Annotated in this window: 23 protein-coding genes and 1 pseudogene; 12 read left to right on the plus strand and 12 right to left on the minus strand. The window is 60.4% G+C overall.

Annotated elements, in window-relative coordinates; translation table 11 throughout:
• Nucleotides 1-34 precede the first annotated feature (34 nt).
• From QWI75_RS18300 to QWI75_RS18315, 4 genes are all read right to left on the minus strand, one after another.
• Complete coding sequence (locus QWI75_RS18300) at nucleotides 35-718, minus strand: inorganic pyrophosphatase (RefSeq protein ID WP_289270483.1); 684 nt, start codon at nucleotides 716-718, stop codon at nucleotides 35-37.
• A 57-nt stretch (nucleotides 719-775) separates the two neighbouring features.
• Nucleotides 776-1,735: a tetratricopeptide repeat protein gene (locus QWI75_RS18305; RefSeq protein ID WP_289270485.1), complete on the minus strand. Its 960-nt coding sequence runs from the start codon at nucleotides 1,733-1,735 to the stop codon at nucleotides 776-778.
• A 125-nt stretch (nucleotides 1,736-1,860) separates the two neighbouring features.
• Nucleotides 1,861-3,429 carry an ATP-dependent DNA ligase gene (locus tag QWI75_RS18310; RefSeq protein WP_289270487.1) on the minus strand — a complete coding sequence of 523 codons (1,569 nt, stop codon included), beginning with the start codon at nucleotides 3,427-3,429 and terminating at the stop codon, nucleotides 1,861-1,863.
• 192 nt (nucleotides 3,430-3,621) lie between these two features.
• Nucleotides 3,622-4,767 (minus strand): PRC-barrel domain-containing protein, encoded by a 1,146-nt coding sequence (locus QWI75_RS18315; RefSeq protein WP_289270489.1) that lies wholly within the window; start codon nucleotides 4,765-4,767, stop codon nucleotides 3,622-3,624.
• A gap of 431 nt (nucleotides 4,768-5,198) precedes the next feature.
• Here QWI75_RS18315 and QWI75_RS18320 point away from each other — a divergent pair, with 431 nt between their 5' ends.
• Nucleotides 5,199-6,791: a B12-binding domain-containing radical SAM protein gene (locus QWI75_RS18320; protein ID WP_289270491.1), complete on the plus strand. Its 1,593-nt coding sequence runs from the start codon at nucleotides 5,199-5,201 to the stop codon at nucleotides 6,789-6,791.
• On the opposite strand, the gene QWI75_RS18325 is transcribed toward QWI75_RS18320, so the two are convergent.
• Nucleotides 6,788-8,431: a flavin monoamine oxidase family protein gene (locus QWI75_RS18325; RefSeq protein WP_289270493.1), complete on the minus strand. Its 1,644-nt coding sequence runs from the start codon at nucleotides 8,429-8,431 to the stop codon at nucleotides 6,788-6,790. The two genes, QWI75_RS18320 and QWI75_RS18325, sit on opposite strands and share 4 nt — an antisense overlap.
• Between QWI75_RS18325 and QWI75_RS22915 the strand changes: the two genes are divergently transcribed.
• Both QWI75_RS22915 and QWI75_RS18330 read left to right on the plus strand, forming a co-directional pair.
• Nucleotides 8,430-8,795, plus strand: a complete 366-nt coding sequence (locus QWI75_RS22915; protein ID WP_370693587.1) for a helix-turn-helix domain-containing protein — start codon at nucleotides 8,430-8,432, stop codon at nucleotides 8,793-8,795. The two genes, QWI75_RS18325 and QWI75_RS22915, sit on opposite strands and share 2 nt — an antisense overlap.
• 120 nt (nucleotides 8,796-8,915) lie before the next feature.
• The gene (locus QWI75_RS18330; RefSeq protein WP_289270494.1) at nucleotides 8,916-10,163 is read left to right on the plus strand and encodes a DUF3800 domain-containing protein; all 1,248 of its coding nucleotides are present in this window, start codon (nucleotides 8,916-8,918) and stop codon (nucleotides 10,161-10,163) included.
• 131 nt (nucleotides 10,164-10,294) lie between these two features.
• On the opposite strand, the gene QWI75_RS18335 is transcribed toward QWI75_RS18330, so the two are convergent.
• The 4 genes from QWI75_RS18335 to QWI75_RS18350 form a co-directional block, all read right to left on the minus strand.
• Complete coding sequence (locus tag QWI75_RS18335) at nucleotides 10,295-10,516, minus strand: hypothetical protein (RefSeq protein ID WP_289270496.1); 222 nt, start codon at nucleotides 10,514-10,516, stop codon at nucleotides 10,295-10,297.
• 71 nt (nucleotides 10,517-10,587) lie between these two features.
• On the minus strand, nucleotides 10,588-11,262 hold the full coding sequence (locus QWI75_RS18340) for a DUF2238 domain-containing protein (protein WP_289270498.1): 675 nt from the start codon (nucleotides 11,260-11,262) through the stop codon (nucleotides 10,588-10,590).
• Between the two features lie 4 nt (nucleotides 11,263-11,266).
• The gene (locus QWI75_RS18345) at nucleotides 11,267-11,962 is read right to left on the minus strand and encodes a DUF2238 domain-containing protein (RefSeq protein ID WP_289270499.1); all 696 of its coding nucleotides are present in this window, start codon (nucleotides 11,960-11,962) and stop codon (nucleotides 11,267-11,269) included.
• A 137-nt stretch (nucleotides 11,963-12,099) separates the two neighbouring features.
• Nucleotides 12,100-12,540 (minus strand): CBS domain-containing protein, encoded by a 441-nt coding sequence (locus tag QWI75_RS18350; protein WP_289270502.1) that lies wholly within the window; start codon nucleotides 12,538-12,540, stop codon nucleotides 12,100-12,102.
• Between the two features lie 174 nt (nucleotides 12,541-12,714).
• Here QWI75_RS18350 and QWI75_RS18355 point away from each other — a divergent pair, with 174 nt between their 5' ends.
• The 5 genes from QWI75_RS18355 to QWI75_RS18365 all read left to right on the plus strand — a co-directional run bounded on the left by QWI75_RS18355 (nucleotide 12,715) and on the right by QWI75_RS18365 (nucleotide 16,362).
• Complete coding sequence (locus tag QWI75_RS18355; protein ID WP_289270504.1) at nucleotides 12,715-13,458, plus strand: hypothetical protein; 744 nt, start codon at nucleotides 12,715-12,717, stop codon at nucleotides 13,456-13,458.
• Nucleotides 13,449-14,153, plus strand: coding sequence for a hypothetical protein (locus QWI75_RS18360; protein ID WP_289270505.1), 705 nt, complete (start codon nucleotides 13,449-13,451; stop codon nucleotides 14,151-14,153). Before QWI75_RS18355 ends, QWI75_RS18360 begins: the two co-directional genes overlap by 10 nt.
• A 145-nt stretch (nucleotides 14,154-14,298) precedes the next feature.
• A complete protein-coding gene (locus QWI75_RS22920) occupies nucleotides 14,299-14,523 on the plus strand; it encodes an addiction module protein (RefSeq protein WP_370693588.1) in 225 nt (74 codons plus the stop codon).
• A complete protein-coding gene (locus QWI75_RS22925; protein ID WP_370693589.1) occupies nucleotides 14,513-14,767 on the plus strand; it encodes a type II toxin-antitoxin system RelE/ParE family toxin in 255 nt (84 codons plus the stop codon). Before QWI75_RS22920 ends, QWI75_RS22925 begins: the two co-directional genes overlap by 11 nt.
• Nucleotides 14,768-15,558: 791 nt before the next feature.
• Nucleotides 15,559-16,362 carry an STM3941 family protein gene (locus QWI75_RS18365; RefSeq protein ID WP_289270507.1) on the plus strand — a complete coding sequence of 268 codons (804 nt, stop codon included), beginning with the start codon at nucleotides 15,559-15,561 and terminating at the stop codon, nucleotides 16,360-16,362.
• 385 nt (nucleotides 16,363-16,747) lie between these two features.
• On the opposite strand, the pseudogene QWI75_RS18370 reads toward QWI75_RS18365, so the two are convergent.
• A pseudogene (locus QWI75_RS18370) lies at nucleotides 16,748-16,894 on the minus strand (integrase core domain-containing protein); the annotation flags it as partial.
• A 76-nt stretch (nucleotides 16,895-16,970) separates the two neighbouring features.
• On the opposite strand from QWI75_RS18370, the gene istA reads away from it, so the two are divergent.
• The gene (gene istA, locus QWI75_RS18375; RefSeq protein ID WP_289266912.1) at nucleotides 16,971-18,308 is read left to right on the plus strand and encodes an IS21 family transposase; all 1,338 of its coding nucleotides are present in this window, start codon (nucleotides 16,971-16,973) and stop codon (nucleotides 18,306-18,308) included.
• On the plus strand, nucleotides 18,305-19,087 hold the full coding sequence (istB, locus tag QWI75_RS18380) for an IS21-like element helper ATPase IstB (protein ID WP_289266911.1): 783 nt from the start codon (nucleotides 18,305-18,307) through the stop codon (nucleotides 19,085-19,087). The genes istA and istB overlap by 4 nt, the downstream gene beginning before the upstream one ends.
• Here the strand turns inward: istB and QWI75_RS18385 are convergent.
• Complete coding sequence (locus QWI75_RS18385) at nucleotides 19,015-19,368, minus strand: hypothetical protein (RefSeq protein ID WP_289270510.1); 354 nt, start codon at nucleotides 19,366-19,368, stop codon at nucleotides 19,015-19,017. The two genes, istB and QWI75_RS18385, sit on opposite strands and share 73 nt — an antisense overlap.
• Nucleotides 19,347-19,625, minus strand: a complete 279-nt coding sequence (locus QWI75_RS18390) for a transposase (protein WP_289270512.1) — start codon at nucleotides 19,623-19,625, stop codon at nucleotides 19,347-19,349. The genes QWI75_RS18385 and QWI75_RS18390 overlap by 22 nt, the downstream gene beginning before the upstream one ends.
• A gap of 294 nt (nucleotides 19,626-19,919) precedes the next feature.
• Here QWI75_RS18390 and QWI75_RS18395 point away from each other — a divergent pair, with 294 nt between their 5' ends.
• Complete coding sequence (locus QWI75_RS18395) at nucleotides 19,920-20,138, plus strand: hypothetical protein (protein WP_289270514.1); 219 nt, start codon at nucleotides 19,920-19,922, stop codon at nucleotides 20,136-20,138.
• A complete protein-coding gene (locus QWI75_RS22930) occupies nucleotides 20,135-20,416 on the plus strand; it encodes a type II toxin-antitoxin system RelE family toxin (RefSeq protein ID WP_370693590.1) in 282 nt (93 codons plus the stop codon). Before QWI75_RS18395 ends, QWI75_RS22930 begins: the two co-directional genes overlap by 4 nt.
• Nucleotides 20,417-20,474: the final 58 nt, after the last annotated feature.

Below are 20,474 nucleotides of genomic sequence, written 5' to 3' on the forward strand. Positions count from 1 at the left end.
ATGGGATAAACCGGGAAGGGTTCCCGTTCGTATTCTATTTCGCGGCACCTTTCGACCAGAAGGTTTCCAACTCGGGGAATTTCTCGCGATAGTCCTCGTGGCTGGCTCGAATGACGTTGAGCGCCTCCTCACGGCCGTAGACGCTGGTGATCTCCACCTTATGTTGCGTCGTCCCCGGCGCGCTCTTGTAGGTCAGGAAATAATGCTGAAGGCGATCGATCAAGGTCAGCGGACAATCCGCGATGTCGGTATACCCGCCATAGACCGCATCTTCCTTCATCACCGCGATGATCTTGTCGTCGGCTTCTCCCCCGTCCGCCATGCTGAGGCCGCCGATCGGCAGGGCCGTCAGGAGAATGTCGCTATGGGGAATGGTCTTTTCCGTGAGGACGCAGATGTCGAGAGGGTCTCCGTCCCCGATCATCTGCTTGCGCTTGGCGCGCTTCGCAAAAAGCTCGGCCACCCGCTCCCCGCAAAAAGTCTGGGGCACAAGCCCGTAATAGACCGGGCAGAAATTCGAGAACCGCTGCGGCCGATCCACCTTGAGGAAGCCGCTGGCCTTGTCCACCTCATATTTCACCGTATCGGTCGGCACGATTTCGATGTAGGCCGTCACGACCTCGGGTGCTTTCTCCCCGATGGGGACTCCATGCCAGGGATGGGCCTTGAACATCAGACCCATCAGTCGTTGCCAATTCTCTGCTCTGTCACTGCTCATCCCGGGAACCTCCTTTGAACTGCATACGACCGATTTGCAGCCTGCCGGCAGCGCGCTCTACCCCTGACCATGCACCTGGATCTGCCGGCTCCGATAGAGCCGCCTCGCGTTCAACCCGGCCTCTTCCGCCTCCCGGTCTTTGCCGGCTTGGCGATACAGCTCGGCCAGCGCCGCCAGCGCGGCCGCCTCGCCCGCATTCTTGCGCATGACCTGGTAGAGGGAGGAGGCCTGCCGTCCGAACTCAATACCCTCTTCGATACGGCCCAGCTCGCCGGCCGACTGGGCCAGCCTGAGCCGGAGCTTCGCTTCCCGCATTCCGTTTCGCTCTGCCTCGGTGAGGCGGAGACTTTCCGCATAGGTCCGTTGCGCCTCCTCGTACCGCCCCATCAACCAATGGATGTCGCCCAGCGCGAGCAGCACGTTCGCCTCATGGCCACCGGCCTGGCGGGCCTGCGCCTCCCCCCGTTCCCGCTCCAGCATGGCCAGCCCTTCTTCCACACGACCCTCCTGCACCCGCAACAGAGCCAGTTGCACGACCGCCACGTGGCGTCCATTTGAGTCCTGAAGACGATCATGCAGCGTGACGGCCTCCATAAGAGATTGCTCGGCTTCTCTGTCATGCCCGAGTCGGGCCGCCAACCGTCCGGTGGCCAAGGCGGCATCGGCGCGCACACGAAGGGCCCCCTTGGTCCCCAACAGTTTTGTTGCCTCCTGTAACGAGGTATAAGCCTCGCGCACCTGTTCCCGCCGTTCCTGAACACCGGCCATCTTCACCAACGCGGCCGCCTGGCCGCCCTTCTGCTCCGCCTGACGATACGCCGACAAGGCCAGTTGGTAATAGTTCAACGCTTCCTGGAAATGATCCTGCGCGTCATGGAGTTGTCCGATCCGCAGCAACTCATCGCCCGTCAGGGTGCGGACGGAGGACACGGGATGCCGCCATGTCTCAGGGACGGACCAGGCCGGCGAAGGAACGACGAGGAAGAGCGCGAAGAGCATGAGGCACAACATCGTCATGGCGCGACCTCTTCATGCAGCCGATGCATCCCAATCCACGCATCCCGGTGAGCATTGACGAAGAGACAAGACACCCACTCTACTCTGTCCGTCGGATCCGGCGCAACGAAGAGTCGAAGTCGCCGCTACGCGCGTTGTCGCTCGTACAGTTCGATCACCGTCTGAATCGTGTCCGCTTCTACGGCCGGCTTGTCCGGCCGATAGCGAATCACCCGCGCGAAGCGCAGCGCCAGGCCGGCGGGATAGCGCGGCGACTCCTGAATCTCATTGAAGGCGATCTCCGACACCAACTCAGGCTTCACATGGACCGTCCACTCGTCGCGGTGGGTTTCGAGGGCCAGCAGCTTCTCCGTTTGCCATTGCAGCATGTCATCGGTCAAACCCTTGAAGGTCTTGCCCAACATCACGAACTGTCCGCTCCGGGGATCGCGCGCGCCCAGATGGAGATTGGAGAGCCAGCCCTGGCGGCGCCCGTGCCCCCATTCCGCTGCCAGGATGACGAGATCGAGCGTGACCGCCGCCTTGAGCTTGAGCCAGTGAAATCCACGCTGCCCGCTGACATAGGGCGCCGTCAACGATTTGGCCATCACCCCCTCGTGCCCCGCCTCCAAGGCCCGGCGGAGAAAGCGTTCGGCCTCCTTGGGCTGGCCGGTCACGAGCCTCGGCAACAGCGACGACGCGGGCGCCACCCGCGCGAGAAGATTCATCCGTTGTCGATACGGCACCGTCAGCAGGGGGCCTTCCCCATCGAGGTAAAGACAGTCGAAGAAAAACGACGAGAGCAGAATCTCCTGACGCAGCGCCGCCACATCCTTGATGCGACCCAACCGTCGCATCGTGATCTGAAACGGCCTGGGCCTGCCGTCCGGCCGGAGCGCGATAGCCTCCCCCTCCAAGACGAGGTCGCGCGCCGGCAGACCCTGTACGGCCTCCACAATCTCTGGCACACGATCCGTCACATCTTGAAGCTGGCGGGTGAACACCCGCACCTCTGGGCCGCTCTTGTGCACCTGGATGCGCGCCCCATCCAGCTTGTATTCAAACGCCGCCTCTCCGAGCCGCGCCAAGGCTTCCGGCACGTCCTCCACGCTGTTGGCCAGCATCGGGGCGACCGGAACCAGCAATCGCAACGTGAAGCGATCGAGGCCGGCCTGACCTTCGGTCAATGCGGCCCGCGCCACCTCGCCGATGTGGCCGGCAAAGGCCGCGGCCTGCCGGACATCGCTGGGCGGCAACGTGGCCGCCTTGGCGACGGCTTCGAGCAGCAATCCTTCCAAGGCACCTTGACGCAATTCGCCGATCAGTAATTGCGTCAAGAACCGGCGCTCGTCACCCGTCGCCCGCTGGAAGAGTTGCCGCAATGACCGGACACGACGCTCCGACGATCCGGCGCCGCTCTCCGCCGCGATAGCCACGAAAGCCCGGTCCACCTCGGCGAGGGTGAGCGGCGCCTCGTCCCGCGGAATCAGATCGGCTTCGGTCTGGGCGACGGTCAAGGCCTGCTCGATCACGCGCCAGCCGATTCCGATCTTCCCCTGACGCAACAACCCGGCGAGATAGAGGGCGGCTAGTTCCGTCTCCTCGCCCTCGGGTGAAGCCTGCCGGAGGCACTCTGCCAGCAGAGCGATCTTTTCGGTCTTTTTGGCCGTCGCGCGCACCTTGGCCACGGCTTCGACCAGCCGAGCGAGTTGCATGGGGACTATTATACTCGGTGACGCGAATTTCGATGTTGGCGGAGGACGGGAAGAACTTGGGTGGTCGTGGCAGGAGCCAGTTTCAGTGGAGTGGATTGGCAGGGATCACCGGCTCGGCACGGTCAGCCCGAAAGGGAGACACGCCCACGGGCCTCCCTCCAGGCTTGCATCGGCTAGCGGCCGACGCTCTTGTCAGTCGAGCTTGTTCTGCTCATTCTCAAAGCTGGGAGAGGGTGCGGGTGGTGGCTCGCCATGATCGCCGCTTGGCCCCGCTCCCCCGGTCTCCTGCTCTCCCAGCGGGCCGGTGGACCGCTCGATCGGCCGTTGCTTGGCTCGCTTCTGCTCGTCCGCTCGCAGCGTCTCCATGTTCTGTACCAGAGTTTCGACCGCCGGCGAGAGATCCATCACGTCCGTCATGGAGACGTCCGGATGAATCTTGTACTGGTCGGTATTGACCACCATCCGCTCCTGTCCTGTGGCGTCGCGCGCGACCTTTACAGCCGTCCAGGGTATGGGATGAAGGTGATGGTCGCTGTGAGCGAGGAGGATGACTGCGTATTCAATCTTGCCCGTGGCAGTGTCCACGAGCAGATTATCCAGGGTTCCCACCCGTTCGCCTCGGAGGTTGGTGACAGGCTTTTGAATCAGGGTATTGCCCTCGTCGGACTTGAGCTTGCCGCGGCGCAGCGGGACCACCGCGTACTCCTTGGGCGGATAGCCTTGCCCGCCCGTCATGTCCAACACAGCGGGTTTGTCCTGTTCTCCGGGCATCGCCAGTTGTCCTGTGCCGGCGCTCGGACCGGTCGCCCTCGCTGCAGCCGGAGGTTGGCCGGCCAAGTACTTCAACGTGGTCACCTTCCCATTGTCATCGACCTCCGCCTTCACCTGATCCCCAACTCGAAAGTCGCAAGACCCGACTTGAAACCCGGACCCTCTGGCCGTCTCGTCCTCCCGTTGTCCCTGTCGCAGTTGCTGTTGACTGGCCTCGGGCGCTTGCTCTTTGGGAGTCGTGCGCTCGCTCGCCATCCGGTCCGCTTTCGCGGCCTTGCCCGATCGCGGGTTGGGCATTCCGGCACAATCCAGGTTCGTATCTCGGTTGACGATCAATCTGATCTGCTCGCCCGTATCCTTTTTTCTCACAAAATAGTAGCGGTCCTCGATCGTGGCGATGGAGCCTTCCACGAAATATTGGGCGCCGCCTAATGTGACTTGTGCATCGAACTCTTGCACTGACTCGTCGGTCTCTCCAGCATCTCGAGTGGCGGCGAATGCCGACGGCGCCGCCCCTTCGAGCACGAGACCGGAAAGCATCATGGTCATCAGCAGCTCCCGTGTCATTCAGTCCTCCTTTCCTTTCTCAGGCACACCCCGAACTAGGGATGGTACCAGGTTCGATAGGCTTCTCCTCTCCTGCGGACGCAAGGCACAGACCATCGGACCCGCGAGAAGAATGCTCGTGTTATTGGGAAGATAGTTGCGCCGACTAACCGGGCGCGATCAGGTATGCGGGGAAGAGTTGTCTCGGTGCAACGTCGCGAGCCTTGGAAGCAGCCGTTTTCCGGCTGAATTTGGAACGATGAACAGCTTGTCCCTCATGGACAGCCTGTCCGGTCACCGATGGTCGCAGGTTCTCGCTACAACCAGTGCCTCCGGTCCGAATTTCGCCGTCCTCGCGGCATGCAAGATGCGTGGAACAGAATGATCAGGAGAAATTGCTGGCGTCTCCTCAGCCAACGAGTATAGTGTCGAAAGAAGAATCCACTGTGAGTATGAGAACGCCGTACGCTCCATCGACCATCCGCCATATCCTCTGCATCTTTCCGCGCTATGCGCCGTCCTTCGGAACCTTCCACCATGCCTATGCCTTGCTCGGAGGCGTCCGGGCCTTCATGCCGCCGCAAGGATTGTTGCTGATCGCCGCCTATCTGCCTGAATCCTGGCGAGTCCGGTTCATAGATGAGAACGCCCGGGCGGCCACCGACGACGACTTTCGCTGGGCGGACGCGGTGTTCGTCTCAGGCATGCACGTGCAGCGGCCCTTCATCGACGAGATTGTCCGCCGGGCGCACGCCTGCGGCCGCCCGGTGGCACTCGGCGGCCCGTCCGTCTCCAGTGCCCCCGAGCTGTACCCGGACGTCGATTTCGTCCACGTCGGGGAGATCGGAGATGCGACCGATCGGCTCATCGCGCTGCTGGACGGGCTCGGCGGCCGGCCCGCGCACCAGCACATCCTCACGACCGACAAGCGCCTCCCACTGGCCGAGTTCCCGATGCCGGCGTACGAACTCATCTCGCTTCCCGAGTACTTCCTTGCGAGCATCCAATTCTCCAGCGGATGCCCCTATACCTGCGAGTTCTGCGATATCCCTTCGCTCTATGGACGCGTCGCCCGGTTGAAGACGCCCGAGCAGATCATCGCCGAGCTGGATCGGCTGCGGGAGGGCGGCGCCGAGTCGGTCTACTTCGTCGATGACAACTTTATTGCCAACCCGAAAGCTGCGCGACACCTGCTCCCGCACCTGGTCGCCTGGCAGAAACACCATCGCTATCCGCTCCGGATCGCCTGCGAGGCCACGCTCAACATCGCCAAGCATGATCCCCTCCTCGACCTCATGCGCGAGGCCGGTTTCGTCACCGTGTTTTGTGGCATCGAGACCCCGGAGGCCGAGGCGCTCAAGGCGATGTCCAAGTCGCAGAACCTGCGCCTGCCGATTCTTGATGCGGTCGAAACCATCAACCACTACGGGATGGAGGTCGTCTCCGGGATCATCATCGGACTCGACACGGATACGCACGATACAGCCGACCGCGTTCTCGAGTTCATCCATGCCTCGCAGATCCCGATCCTGACGATCAACCTGCTCTATGCGCTGCCGAAAACGCCGCTCTGGACCCGCCTGCAGGGCGCGGGCCGCCTCCGCCCCGAGGTAGGACGGGGCTCCAATGTGGACTTCCTGCTCCCCCACGACACCGTCCTCGGCATGTGGCGGCGCTGCATCGAAACCGCCTACGAACCCAATGCGCTTTACGCTCGGTACGCCCACCAGCAGCGGCACACGTTCCGTCGTCGCCTCCGTTATCCCACGGACCCTCGCCGCCTCGCCCCGCACAGTATCCGGCGAGGGCTTGGCATCTTCGCGCGCATCTTCTGGCGCATCGGCATCCTGGGTGCCTATCGCCACGCCTTTTGGGAGATGGCCTGGCGGACGCTTGGAAGAGGACGTTTTGAGGAGTTTGTCCACAGCGCGGTCGTGAGCCACCACCTCATCGAGTTTGCGCGCGAATGCCTGGTCAACCGGCCGGAGCCCTGCTTCTATGCGCCGTCGAGGGCGGCGGCCACGGATGCTGACGCCGCCGCCTAGCCGACTCGCGCCGCGGTAAGGATGTCCTGTGCGGCTTGAATGCCGGAGAGTGCCGCGCCTTCCATGAAGCCTTGCCACTCGTAGAATGAATTCGCGTGCTCGCCGGCGAAGAACAGATTGCCGGCCGGCGTTCCCTCAAGGCCTGCGATCGTTGTGAACTGCCCGGGCCTGTAGCAGGTATAGCTGCCCTTCGACAACGGGTTCGAAGGCCAATGCTCCAGATGCGCCAGATAGTCCGTACCGATTTTCGTGGCGGCTCCCAGCGCGCCGGGATACACCACGTTCAGATCTCCGAGAAATCGCGCGACTTCGGTCTGGAGGTCATTTTGGTTCAGACGAGCCCCGCGCGCGCCACTCGAATAATCAGTGAGGATGCCGCGGGTTGCCGTGCCGAGGGTCGGGTTCGTCTCCCAGGTGAGCTGATGATTCGGTAGATCGGAATAGGACGTGCCGTTGCTGCCGAGCGTCCTCCAGAGCCGGGTTGAGAACCCGACCATCATTTTGGCGTTCGTCCCGTAGCCCAGTTGCCGGATCGCGTTCAGCTTCTCGGCCGACAGACCAAGGCTCGCATCCAGCTCGACCTCCCGCAAGATCGTGAACGGCAGCGTGAGCACGACGACATCGTGCGTCTTGACGATCGTCCGCGTCCCCTGGCTGAGCGTCAGTTCAATCCGCCCGGCCGCGGTGCGCCGCACGCGCACGAGTTCGCTGCCGTACTCGATTTGTCCGGGGAGTTCTCCCGCCAATCCCTCCACGATGCGATCGTTCCCGTCGATCAGGTGATAGCGTTCGTCGCTGAAGACGCCGAAGGGCCTGAAATGCGCTCTCCGGTCGGCATGGATGAACAGGAGAAAGTTCAGGCAGCTTTGCTCATCCGCCGCGAGCCCGTATTCGGCCTCATAGGCTGCGACGATCGCGGCCTTCGCCACGGGGCCGGCGGGCACCCCTGCTCCATTCTGGCCGTCGAGGTAGGCCAGCAGGCTCGTGCGGTCGAGCTGCACATCCTGCGGCGTATGGGTCTCGGCCGTGACCTCTCGGGAGAGCCGATTGAGGTCGGTCCGCATCACCGCGACAAATTCGCGGAACTCTTCGACGACCACTGCCTCGGCGTATCGTTGGCCTCCAAAATGATAGAAGACCTCGCCCGGCTCCTTCGCGACGTTCTCCTTGGCAAGCCCGAATCGTTGCGCATAGCCGAGCATGGTCTTGTGGAGATTGTCGATCAATTCCCCTCCCCGTTCCGCCACTTGGCCGGGAAGCACATTCCTCAACGACCAGCAGCGACCGCCAGCCCGCGCCGCCGCTTCATAGAGCGAGGCCCGGACGCCGCGCTGTTTCAGAGCATCGGCACAGGCCAAGCCGGCGAGCCCGGCCCCGACAATGCCCACGTCGAGCGAGGAGCCAGACGGGCGCGCCGCCCGAGCGATGCCGGAGGCTCCGGAGAGGAGACCCACGGCCGCCGCCCCCGCGAGCCCGGCACGATGGAGAAATTCGCGCCGGCTGATGATCTGCCGGGCCTGCCTGTTGGACAGATGCGACAGCAGCTCGATGGTGTCCGTATCCGAACGTCCAGGCGGCTTCGAAAGAAGCGCGGCTGTCAGCAGACGGGTGAAGCGGTCGAAAATAGGCGTTCGTGCCATGCGCTGCTCCTGGTGGCGAAAGATCTACAGCCAAGCGGGCACTGTATACTCCGTTTCGGCCAGGCTGGGGAAGACCCAAGATGGGCCGCTTCTGAAAGGCAGTCTGCTGCTAGCGCTCCAAGAGATAATCAAAGGGCGGGGATGGAAACAAGTTGAAGCTGCGGCTCAGTTGGGGCTTGACCAAGCCGAGGTGTCCAAATTGCTGGCCAGCCGGATGGCCGGATTATTCATCGAACGCCTGGTGCACTTCCTTTCGCTGCTCGGCCAAGACGTGGAAGTCACGGTTCGCAAAGCCCCTCGTGGCCGACAGCGTGGGAGAGTGCTGACGAGACATGCTAGGAAGATGAGCAGAGTCGCTGGATAGCGGAGCCAATTCCTCTCAATAGGCCGTTCTCGCTATGGGGTCGTGTCTACGCCCCCTGACAAAGAGTCCTACCGAATCGCTCCCAGAAAACCCAGCAGAAGGAAAAGCAGGAGATTCCTGATGCGGTATCTCATCATGGGTCAGGGTGCGTCATGGCGTGTTGGCACCCGGTTGGCTCCACAAGAACACTGCAATAGACTAACCAGTGTTATGAAACTCAGAAAAGCAAATAGAGTCGATGTCCTACACGCATACGCTGATGAAACAGGAAATACCGGGTTCAATCTATTCGATGCTTCCCAGCCTTCATTTTGGACAGGGACAATAGTCTCAACCTACGATCTTCATGCAGAAGCCAGGACTTTCGTTGATGAATTATGTCGTTTTTCAGGAGTAAAGGAGCTTCATGGAAGCAGTCTAGGGTTGGAAGGGATCGAGCAAATCGCGCCCCGGCTACAAACTTTCCTCGGCAGCCATGAATGCGAATATGTTTTTACAATGTTGGACAAGTGCCACCTCGCTGCTACTAAATTAGCCGACACCCTCCTGGACAGTTACCATAACAAAGGCGTCTCCCATCTCCATTACGTCTCACCCCTGCGAGCCTTCCTGGAATTGAGTCTAATCCCTCTCATAACCTACGGCGATAGAGTAACTTTCTGGAACGCGTACGAAAAGCTCGATCACGGTCAATTCAAAAAGGTACTTGAACGGTTGCAGGCAAGGGTAGTGGAAAAGGTGAGGGACGCTCGAGCCAGAGACCTACTCTCAGATGCACTTTCCTGGGCCATACGATACCCGGATGCGGTGCTAGTAGTCGGAAGAGACGACCTAGATTCGCCTAATCTGGTTACATTTATGTCACTCATTGACGAGCTGAGAGATTTCGCTAATGAGAAAAACGCCTTTCAAATAAAACTGATTCACGACGAGCAGAGCCAGTTCGGAAAGTCCATAGAATGGACCTTTGAAATGATGAAGAACTTACGATGGAAACAAAAACGATCGCTGTTCCTAGAGACCTTCACAAGGGAGAAGAATTCTGCCTATAAAAGCCCCATCGATGTTTCTCCTTCCACAAATTCGCCAGGACTGCAACTTTTGGATTTAGCCCTATGGATTACTAAACGATATGTAGAACGCCGCGTCCCGCCCTCTTGCCCTAATACGGTCTGTCTCGCCCGTGAGATCAGCCAACATGCACGCATCGTTCGTATCACGCTGAAGAGTTACCAGGAAAGAACAAGAAAAGCTTTTGATTCGATCATGAAAGCTGATTTCTCGGCTGAACACGCGCGGCAAGGGGAGATGATAATGCAAAGGAACGAACTGGCACGGCTCAAACGTATGGCCGAGAAGCCCGATTGACCTTTTTCTGGGGCCATTCTCAAACCGAAGGTACGATCTGTAGCCTCAGTCTGCCGATGAAGCGTCAGCAGAGAGGCTCTTGTTCCAGAATGGTTCCCCGGCGGGGAACCATTCATCTGGACCATCAGGCCTCATGGCTGGTTCTGGGCGGAGGATCTGAATAGGAAATACAGCCCGATGCCGGCGCCGACGGCGATGACCATGCCCGAGAGAAATCGGCCCGTGAAGCTGAGCGGGCCGACAAAGACTTCATATAAACGCGGGAGCACGATCGTGGCGAGCAGGGCCAACACCAAGGCCACCATGTGCTTGCGCAGATAAATCGGCTCACCCGGTTTGCGCGAAAATTTCATCGGCCATGGATCTTACTGAACGCTCAAGCATGACTCAAGACAGAAGAGGCCCCAGAGGCAGTACGTCCCTCTCACTTTCGAGCCGGTGCATCGCCCGCATGCCGCGAACGTCCATCAAGAAATACGCCATTCGGCAGGAAGACGGCCGCTACCCCCGTCATCAACAGTGCGCCGGTGAAGGCCGCGGTCATGTCCTTCTGCGCATCCCACTCGTCGCCCTGTGTGCCGAGGTAGGCGGAGCCAAGCTCGGGGCTCACGATCGAGGCCACGACCGCCTCCACCACTTCGAAGAAGCCGCTCTGCGCGAGCACGGCGCTGATCGGGAGATAGTAGGACCAAAAGCCCCGTATGCCCGCAAGCCGCATGAGCAACTCCCTGATGGGCAGGACGAGCAGGAGACCGTATGCAAAGTGGACGATGCGGTCGAAGGGATTGCGGCTCAAGCCAAAGGTGTCTTGCAGCCAAAACCCCGCCGGCACCTTGGCGTAGGTATAGTGCGCCCCGATCGCATGCAGCACCATGAACAGAGCGATCAGCACATAGGAGAAAGTGGAAAACTGGAAACGCCGGTAGGTCAGGACGAGAATCGCGACGAGCGTCACTGCCAGGAGATTTTCGAGGAGCCAATCCTGCCGGTCGATCGGCGCGATCGCCAGCCAACCCCATAACAACAGGTAGGCGGCAAGCAAGAGGCGCGGCAGAGTCCGTTCGGCCGGCTCGTGCCCGCTGGCTAGGACGCGAGCCATTCGATCAGGATGAACGCTGGGCGATGGCACTGTTTGCCTCGGTCTCATCGCTCGGATCGAGCAGAGGCAAGATGCCTCCTTTGGCTGAGGCATCGGCCCGCAGACGGCGGACGATGCGAACCGCCAGCAACAGCGCCATGCAGAGGAGCGATCCGTAGAAGGCCGCGGCCATATCTCTTTGCGCGTCCCACATGTCCCCCTGGGAACCCAGATAGGTGATGCCGAGCTCGGGATGCACGGCCCGGGCGACCCAGGACTCGATGATCTCCCACAATCCGCTCAACCCGAGCACCGTGGTCACCGGCAGATAATACAGGACCCAGCCGCGCGCATGGCCGAGCAGGCGAAACGCCTCTTCCATCGGATAGGCCAGGAGGAACCCGAAACTAAAATGAACGACGCGGTCGAAATGGTTGCGCCCGAGGTGCAGCGCCTGTTCCAACCAGGCGCCGACCGGCGTCTGAGCATAGGTGTAATGGACGCCGATCGAGTGCAAGGTCAGAAACCCGGTGATCAGCACATAGGACAGGGGTGACAGCGGCAGGTAGCGATAGGCCGCGATCAGACCCAGCACGAAGACGGCCGGGAGAATGCTGGCCAGGGCCCAAAATTCCCGGTCCACCGGTGAGTAGGCCATCCAGGCCGACAGCAGCACGTACCAGGCCACCAGGCCGATGAGCAGTTTGTTGCGGGCGATCACAGAGCCTCCTCGTACAGTCATCGCATGGGCCTCGGAGGCCCAAGATGCGGCGACATCGTGCCGCAGCCTAGATCTCCGGAGGCTGCATACACTGTACCGGGAGGCTGCCATGGCCGCAAGGGAGCGGCCCGACTCCGCTATTTTTCGTCGATGGTCGGACCGAGGCCCAATCGGGCCCGCAGCACATCGTGGCGCGTGATCGACCGCACCACCTTGCCGTCCTGGACGACCGGGAGCAATTGGAAGCCCATTTCGAACAGACGCGACACACTGGCCAGCGGCGTATTCTCTTCCACGCCGACGAAGGCCGTGTTCATAATGTCGCGGGCCTTCGCCCGGTTCAAATCGACGCCGGCTTCCAAGGCCCGGATCACGTCGCCCTCGCTGATGAACCCGAGAAACTCATAATCCTCCCCCACGACCGGCAGGCCTCGCGACCCATCGCTCACCATCGCGATGGCGATATCCATCGCATTGTCGTCCGGCTTGGCCTGGACGGTGTTGGTCGCCGAGATGTCCGCCACGACATGATAGCCGCCCGCCGGCGTGCCGGGCACGTTACCGAGTACCTTCATCATCGCCTCCTTCGCATAAGGTTATATTCCATCACTGAATACGCGGCCGTGCACGGCAGCGACACTGGGCAGACCCCTTGCGTTCTCTTCAGGAGGCACCATTGCGTGCCCGGATTCAGAAGCTCATCATGATTGCGGCTCTTGGAACCATGACCCCACCAGGAAAGGAGGGGCGCCATGTGGCAAGACATTCGATACGCTGGCTGGGTGGCGGCCTTATGCACGGCACTGGGTCTGGCGCTTACGGGTTCCGGCATCACGGGAGAGCCTCGGTTTGGGACGCCGAAGGGTGATGAAGGCACGAGGATCTTCAAAGCCACGGAGCACCCGTTCTACAGCGGGGCCTTTCGACTCACGGGCAACCGCGCCACGCTGGTCGGCAACATGCAGGACCAGTCGCCCTGGGATCATCTGGATTATGCCGGCAAGCGTCTGACTCCGGTGCAGGGCACGATCGAGATTAAGGTGAACGAAGTTACGAACAGCGGCCTGGTGGTCGCGGAGTTTGCCGAGGGCGCTGATCAGTACCGGATCGTCTTCGACCGCTTCGCTGCCAAGGCGCCGTTCCAAGATGGAGGCATTGCGACCAGACTGTACGAGCATGGCGATTCGAACAACGGCGATCCCCTGTATCCGAAAACCTGGCTGTACCTCGCCGGATGGGGCACCGCGACCATGCACAAGAACGACCAGGTCCTCTACAAGGACTACGACGCGCATTTCATGGTGATGGAACGGTCCCGCGATCCCCAGACCCATGCAGTCCACTACCCGGTCACGCGCACCCTCCCCGGTGGTGAGACCGATCCGGCCGGGATGGAAATCGACCTCTGGGTGCGGTCGAAAGAACAGAACCCGCAGAATTTTCCTCCCTTTGACACCTTCGTCCACATCTACTGGGAGGAGGTGACGTGGCGATGAACACAGGCAGGATGCCTCCTATCGGTTCCACGCGATGGCTCTGGCTCATTCAGATCGGCGGCCTCTCGTTGGCGATGTTCGTCCTCTACAGCGTGTCGTCAGGGACACCGGCCTCGCAATCCTGGGGTTTTGATACTGATCCGTCCAACGCGCCCCCTCGCAACTTCGAGGTCGGCACCCTGTTCGATGGGCGGACCGCAGGGGAATGGCAGGTGCTGGCCACGGACAAGGCCAAGAGTCCTCCGCACGTGCTTGGCCAGTTGCAAGGGAAAGGCGCGGAACATGCGTATAAGGTCGTCCTCGTTGCAGGAACCGAGGCCGCAGATCTCGACCTGTCCGTTTCCTTTTTGGCTCTGGAAGGAAAGGCGGATATGGGCGGCGGGCTCATCTGGCGGGCGGCCGATGATCGACACTACTATTTGACTCGCGCGAACCCGCTTGAACAGAACATCCGCATCTATCGGGTCGTCAAGGGAGTCCGACAGATGTTGAAGAACGTTGACCGGATCATTGACGTGAAGCAGTGGCATACCTTGCGGGTGGTCAGCCAAGGCTGCCGCATTCAAGTGTTCTACGACGAAGCCCCAGTCTTTGACCTCTGCGATCGAACCTTTGCGTCGGGGCGGATCGGGCTCTGGACGAAATCCGACGCCGTGACCTACTTCGACGACCTGCGCCTGGAGGTCTTGAAATGACCGTGACAATCTACAAGGGCGCCTGATCTCGTGATTTTCGACCTAAGACGTTGCCGCAGCGTGACGCCCAGCTTGACAACCCCGGTAGAAGCTACGGACAATCCCATCCTCACCATGATTGACCTTCCCCATAGGAGGACTGCGGATGAAGCCAACCCCTTCTTCGATTTTTGATCTGAGCCCATCCGAGAAACTCCAACTCGTGGAAGACCTATGGGATGACCTTGCCTCAACTCCCGAGGCAGTCCCGGTTTATGACTGGCAGAAAGAAGAGCTGGCTCGGCGAAAGGCGAACCTCATGAAACACCCGGCTTCCGGGCTCACATGGGAAGAAGTCAAACGGAAGGTTCGAAGCCTCGGTGCCCGCTGAGTTGATCGTTGCGCCGGAGGCGGTGCAGGACTTGGCAGAAGCCTACGCTTGGTACGAGGACCGACGGCCTGGTCTGGGAGAGGAATTTCTAAGCTCCCTCGATGCCTGTATTGAAGCAATACGCCGCACGCCCAAGATACATGCGCTTGTTCACAAGAAGTATCGTCGCGCATTGGTACGCCGCTTTCCCTACGTGGTCTTCTACGAACATATTTCCTCAGATGAGGGTCAGGTCTTGCAATAATGCATCGAGCCGAAGCGGATGTGCTGAATGACGCGAGAAACGCAGGGGGCAGCCGCACGTAAGGCAATGAGGCGATTCGCAGGGGCCGATTTGGAACAGGGTACAGTTTGCCCGAGATCGGTCCCGCCGTAAGCTTGCACTATTTAACGATCAGTCGGGTCGTGAGTCCGCTGGCAGTCGGCAATGCACATAGCAAGACCTGACCCTCAATATGGTATGGTGCATATTCGCCGCAACTCCCTACGAGCGCAGAGCGTAATAGCGCAAAGTCTGGGAACGAAAAGATCCCGAACCCCACACCACCTGAGCTCCCGGCGGGAGTCTCGGTTCCTCCCGAAGCACTCGAGTTGCTGCAGCAGGCCATGTTGGCAGAACGCGCTAGGGCCTATTTCTGGGAATACCGCTACTTGAACTACTTCCTAGTCTTGGGGACCCAACGCGTCCTCGATTGGCTGGCTTCGTTGCCAGCTCCAACGACGGTCGGCGCCTTTGACACATTCTGGCAACCGCTTATTCCTTCGGCGGAGCAAAGGCGCACGATTCTCTCAGTGCTCGAAAGTCACAACCTAATCTTCTTTCGGGGCGAACTAATTGAGGTATCGCCAAAGGGTCGCGAGTACATTCAATGGCGGGGACCGCTTCCAAATCTTCCCCCACCGCAAGCGCCATGAACAAACGGCAGATAACCCGTAGCTGGTGTGGACCGGCCGGAAGCGTCGCATGTCATCAACGGCCGTCGGAAATGGCCGGCCGCACAGCACGACGTTAGGCACCATCCAATGCAGACAGACATGCCCATCATGCTAAGACCAAAGCCCACCAAATGGCTTGGGGTCGCGCTCTGCTCACTTGCATTTGTTTTGATCGGGATTTGGATGGTCCGATCCGGAGAAATCATGGGCTGGATGGGCATTGTGTTCTTCGGGCTTTGCTTGTCTGTTTCGCTGATTTGCATGCTTCCAAAGGCTTCATATCTTCTCCTGACCCCCGATGGATTCACGATGTGCTCACTATTTCGCTCACACACAATTCGTTGGGAGGATGTAACGGGTTTTGGTGTTGGCAAGGTCTTCACCAACAAAATGGTGATGTTCAACTTTGTTGATTCCTACCAGCGGTCTCCAAGGTTGAGATCATTCAATACCGAGCTAGTGGGGTTCGAAGCTGCAATTCCGGACTCCTATGGGCTCAAGCATGAGGATCTCGCTGATTTACTTAACAGGTATAAGGCCTCATCACACGGAACCCAAGAACCGCCGCAGCTCATGCCGGAGAGTTTGTTTATCGTCGAGGTCTCTGATACGGGCGTTTCGTGCTCGCGGCCTGACCAAAGGGTCGAGCGTGTCACGTGGGATGACTTGCAGTGTGTCGAGGTCGTCAACACTGATGAAGGTCCCTTTTTGCCGGATGTCTTTTGGGTTCTCCACGGCTCGGATGGTGGCTGTGTCATCCCGCAAGGAGCCACCGGGGAAAAGCAACTGCTAGAAAGACTGCAGAAGTTGCCGGGTTTCGACAATGAAGCAGTCATCAAGGCAATGAGTGTGACGACGAATAAACGATCGCTCTGTTGGCGAAGGCCGACCGCCAGCGTCTAACGAGTGCGTGCAGCGGAGCGGTCGCCAGGTTGTTGGTTGCTCGTTGCTTTTGTTCTCTTACAACACTGCTTGGTTGTTCCGGGCGTGTTGGCCCTTCGGTGGCGACCGCCCGCTGACGCACAGCGTTTGGGTTCATGCGGAAAATCAAATGGGGTATCTGAGCTTCCCCCCATTGTTTGGACAGGTTTTCATCTGAATTAAGCTAATGGATCTTTCCCTCCTTCCCTCCTTTCTTTTAGAGTTCTTCTGACTCCTGTTTCCCCAGAGGCGCGGGCCACAAACCGTCAATGCGTGGTTTGGGTGCAGGGGCATTTCAACACTTCGCTCCAGGATCGGTTATACGGGGCGATCGCCTGTCGGTCCATACCGGAGTAGCCCCCTCGACTCAGCCAAAATGCACCTCGGCCGGGGTCCGTCGGCCCAAGCTCTGGTGCCGTCGTTCGGTGTTGTAGAACAGAAAATACCGCTGCAACCCGGCCCAGGCCTCGGCTCCGTCGGCGTAGTCCCGCAGGTAGATCTCCTCGTACTTCACGTGTCAGCGGTCATCCAATAATCCCCAGGTGTGGTCATTGAATTTTCCCCACCCTCCTAACTGAAGGAGGAGGGAGATGGGACTTGACGAGACGGGAGCGTCGGCGATCATGCGTGCCCAGGGGGACCAATCTGGGGAGGCATGCATGGTGGATCAGGAGCGATGGGCGGAGATTCGACGGTTGTTTCACGAGGAGCGGGTGTCCATTTCAGCGATTGGGCGGCGGTTGGATCTGGATCGCAAGACGGTCCGGCGCAGTCTGCGGCAGACGACGTGGCACCCCTATCGCCGGGCAGCGGTGGCGGAGACGCTGCTCACCGCCCATGCCGACTTTGTGCGGACCCGCGCCCCGCAGGTGGGGTACTCGGCGCGGATTCTCTACCAGGAACTGCGGGCGAGCCGGAGCTACACCGGCAGTTATGAGACGGTGAAGCGGTGTGTGGCGCCGCTGCGCGAGGTCCAGCTGCAAGCGGAGCGGGCCCTCCTCCGCTTTGAGACCCCGCCGGGGCAGCAAAGTCAGATTGATTGGGGCCAGGCCACCGTGCCCTTCCGCACCGGTCCCGTCGTGGTGCACGTGTTCGTGCTCACCTTAGGGTTCAGTCGCCGCGGCTTCTATCACGCGTGTGCCGATGAGCGCCTGGCGCAATTTCTGGAGGCCCATGAACGGGCCTTTGCCCATTTCGGCGGGCACACCCGCGAGCATCTCTATGATCGTCCGCGCACCGTGTGCTATGCGGATGAGACCGGCCGACGCCTCTGGAATCCCACGTTCAAAGCCTTTGCCGACTATTGGGGCTTTGAGCCCCGCGTGTGTCGGCCCTACCGGGCGCAGACCAAAGGCAAAGTGGAATCGGGCGTGAAGTATGTGAAGCGGAACTTTCTGCCCGGGCGGACGTTTGTCGACGTGGTGGACTTCCAGGCCCAGCTCGACGAATGGAACGTGACGATCGCCGACCAGCGCCTGCACGGCACGACTCATGAGCGACCGATCGCGCGGTTTGAGCGAGAACGCGAGCACCTCGTGCCACTGGCGGGCCAGCGCGGCTTCCAGCAGGAGGCGCGGGTCTCGCGGATCGTGGCTGAAGACTATCTGGTCAGCTTCGACACGAATCGGTATTCCGTGCCCTTCCGCCTGATTGGGCAACGGGTTGAGGCGCAACGGCGGGGCGACACCATCCATATCTTCCATCGCGACCGCGAGGTGGCCACCCATCCCGTGTTACCCGGCCGCCACCAATTCCGCATTCTGCCGGAGCACGGCCCCGGCGCCAGTGCCCGCATTGCGCGCCAGCGCCGGTCAACCCTGAGCGAACTGGCCACTCACCCCGGTGCGGTCCCGGAGGTCGAAGTGCGGGATCTGGCGTGCTACGAGGCGGTGTGCGGGAGCGCGGCGGCGCACGAGGTGCAGCCATGAACCCGGCGCAACTGGAACGGCTCCGTGAACAGCTGACGCGGCTGCGGCTCCTGAAGAGCCGCGAGCGGCTCGACGCCCTCTTACAGGAGGCGGCGGCCAAGGACCTGTCGTATGCGGACTTCCTCGATCAGGTCCTCAGTGAAGAAGTGACCGCCAAAGCGGAGAAGAACATTACGATGCGCACCAGTCTCGCGCGGTTTCCGTTTGTGAAGAGTCTGGAGGTCTTCGACTTCGCCTACCAGCCGTCGCTGGATAAGAAGCAGATCCAGCAAGTGGCCACCTGCCACTTCATCGAGCACGGCGAGAATCTCGTGATCTTGGGGCCGCCCGGGGTCGGCAAAAGCCACCTGGCCATCGGGCTGGGGCTCAAAGCGATCGAGCGAGGCTATCGGGTGTTGTTCACGACGGCCGCCGCCATGATCGCCACACTGACTCGAGCCCTGACGGAGAATCGGCTGGAGGACAAGCTGAAGCTCTACACGATCCCGCGGTTACTGATCATCGATGAGATCGGCTATCTGCCCATTGACCGCACCGGGGCCAACTTGTTTTTCCAACTCATCTCGCGTCGCTACGAGAAGGGGCCGATGATTCTCACCAGTAACCAGAGTTTCGGGGCCTGGGGGGAGGTCTTCGGGGACCGGGTGCTGGCGACCGCGATCCTGGATCGGGTCCTGCACCACGCCATCACCATCAATATCCGTGGTCATTCGTACCGGCTCAAGGAGAAACTTAAAGCCGGTTTGGTGCGCGTCGAAGAAGCCGCCACGACCACGTAACCAGGGTGGGGAGTTTTCGATGACCATAACTGGGGAAATTTGGGTGACCCTTGACAGGTCATCCGGGGCACTCCGTAAAACGGCCGTTGCAAGTACAGTTCATCGATCAGCCGCATCAACGTCAGATTCTCGGCCCGTTCGGGCACTGGCTCGTAGTAGTAGGTCGAGCGCGCCAGGCCCGCCACCACACACTGCTGCACGATCGACACGGCACCCGGGTCGGCGTGGATCCATCCGCGGCGGGTCTCCCGCGGCACGCTCAGAGCTTTTTTCGCAGCCACTCCAGCTCCATCTTCAGGCGGCCGATCTCCTGGTACAGCGGGGCCGTCACCACCTCCTCGCTACGCCCCGTGCCCGCCAGACCTCGCCGGAACACCTCCGGCGCCCCGTCTAGCAACTGTCGCTTCCAATGGGCAATCACCGTCGGGTGCACACCATGGACGGCACTCAATTCACTCAGGGTCCGCACCCCCTTGATCGCCTCCACTGCCACCCGCGCGTTGAACTCCTCCGAATGGGTCTTCCGTTTTGGGGCCATAGGTGTCTCCCGGTTTTTGCGACGGTCGTTCTACCATAATTTCTTGGCTTCACGACCTGTCCAAAAAACGGGGGTAACTTCAATCTGTACGGGGGCACAGCGCCCGCATGGTTCCTCGACAGGACTCTCACTCTCCTACCCCTACTCGCTACGCCGCGCTTCGGATCTTGCCCGCAGGCGCAGGAACCAGAGTCTGGCCCGATCAAAATCAAGTAAAGGGGTTAGGTCCCTCAAGCCTCGTCGCAGGTCGATTCCCGGAGTGATTTTTGATACACTTTTGTTCTGGAGGTTGAGTTGACAAAGCTGCTTCAAAAAGCGTTTGAGGAAGCATCGAAGCTCCCTGAGAATGAGCAGGATACGCTGGGTCGCATCTTGCTCGACGAACTGTCTTCTGAACGGCGCTGGGAAGAGCTTTTTGCCGGGTCGCACGATCTGCTGGCTGAGCTTGCCGAGCAAGCGGTGGCAGAGCACCGTGCCGGGCGGACCGAGAAGCTCGATCCGGCCAAGTTGTGATCTCGCACACCACTGCGCAGTTCAGAAAACTACTTGCCGGCCTGCCGACTGAGATTCAGCGTCAAGCGCGCCGGGCCTATCGCATCTTCCGCCAGAATCCGAATCATCCCAGTCTTCGTTTCAAGCCCGTCCATCCTACACAGCCAATCTATTCTGTCCGGATCAGCCAGGACTATCGAGCGGTGGGAATCTTGGAAGGGGATGAGATCGTGTGGTACTGGATCGGCTCGCACGGGGATTACGATCGCCTTCTTTCACAAGGGCGACGGAAGCCCTAGCTGTCGGCTGGAGACTGAACGGAAACAATGCCCGTATAGCTCCACGACACAATTCCCG

This window comes from Nitrospira tepida, from assembly GCF_947241125.1.
GTDB classification, from domain to species: domain Bacteria; phylum Nitrospirota; class Nitrospiria; order Nitrospirales; family Nitrospiraceae; genus Nitrospira_G; species Nitrospira_G tepida.

Bases quoted from the DNA above. Each gene is read 5' to 3' on its own strand.
- QWI75_RS18300 (WP_289270483.1), bottom strand. From the start codon at position 718: ATGAGCAGTGACAGAGCAGAGAATTGGCAACGACTGATGGGTCTGATG.
- QWI75_RS18305 (WP_289270485.1), bottom strand. From the start codon at position 1,735: ATGACGATGTTGTGCCTCATGCTCTTCGCGCTCTTCCTCGTCGTTCCT.
- QWI75_RS18310 (WP_289270487.1), bottom strand. From the start codon at position 3,429: ATGCAACTCGCTCGGCTGGTCGAAGCCGTGGCCAAGGTGCGCGCGACG.
- QWI75_RS18315 (WP_289270489.1), bottom strand. From the start codon at position 4,767: ATGACACGGGAGCTGCTGATGACCATGATGCTTTCCGGTCTCGTGCTC.
- QWI75_RS18320 (WP_289270491.1), top strand. From the start codon at position 5,199: ATGAGAACGCCGTACGCTCCATCGACCATCCGCCATATCCTCTGCATC.
- QWI75_RS22915 (WP_370693587.1), top strand. From the start codon at position 8,430: ATGCGCTGCTCCTGGTGGCGAAAGATCTACAGCCAAGCGGGCACTGTA.
- QWI75_RS18325 (WP_289270493.1), bottom strand. From the start codon at position 8,431: ATGGCACGAACGCCTATTTTCGACCGCTTCACCCGTCTGCTGACAGCC.
- QWI75_RS18330 (WP_289270494.1), top strand. From the start codon at position 8,916: ATGCGGTATCTCATCATGGGTCAGGGTGCGTCATGGCGTGTTGGCACC.
- QWI75_RS18335 (WP_289270496.1), bottom strand. From the start codon at position 10,516: ATGAAATTTTCGCGCAAACCGGGTGAGCCGATTTATCTGCGCAAGCAC.
- QWI75_RS18340 (WP_289270498.1), bottom strand. From the start codon at position 11,262: ATGGCTCGCGTCCTAGCCAGCGGGCACGAGCCGGCCGAACGGACTCTG.
- QWI75_RS18350 (WP_289270502.1), bottom strand. From the start codon at position 12,540: ATGATGAAGGTACTCGGTAACGTGCCCGGCACGCCGGCGGGCGGCTAT.
- QWI75_RS18355 (WP_289270504.1), top strand. From the start codon at position 12,715: ATGTGGCAAGACATTCGATACGCTGGCTGGGTGGCGGCCTTATGCACG.
- QWI75_RS22920 (WP_370693588.1), top strand. From the start codon at position 14,299: ATGAAGCCAACCCCTTCTTCGATTTTTGATCTGAGCCCATCCGAGAAA.
- QWI75_RS18365 (WP_289270507.1), top strand. From the start codon at position 15,559: ATGCCCATCATGCTAAGACCAAAGCCCACCAAATGGCTTGGGGTCGCG.
- istA (WP_289266912.1), top strand. From the start codon at position 16,971: ATGGGACTTGACGAGACGGGAGCGTCGGCGATCATGCGTGCCCAGGGG.
- istB (WP_289266911.1), top strand. From the start codon at position 18,305: ATGAACCCGGCGCAACTGGAACGGCTCCGTGAACAGCTGACGCGGCTG.
- QWI75_RS18390 (WP_289270512.1), bottom strand. From the start codon at position 19,625: ATGGCCCCAAAACGGAAGACCCATTCGGAGGAGTTCAACGCGCGGGTG.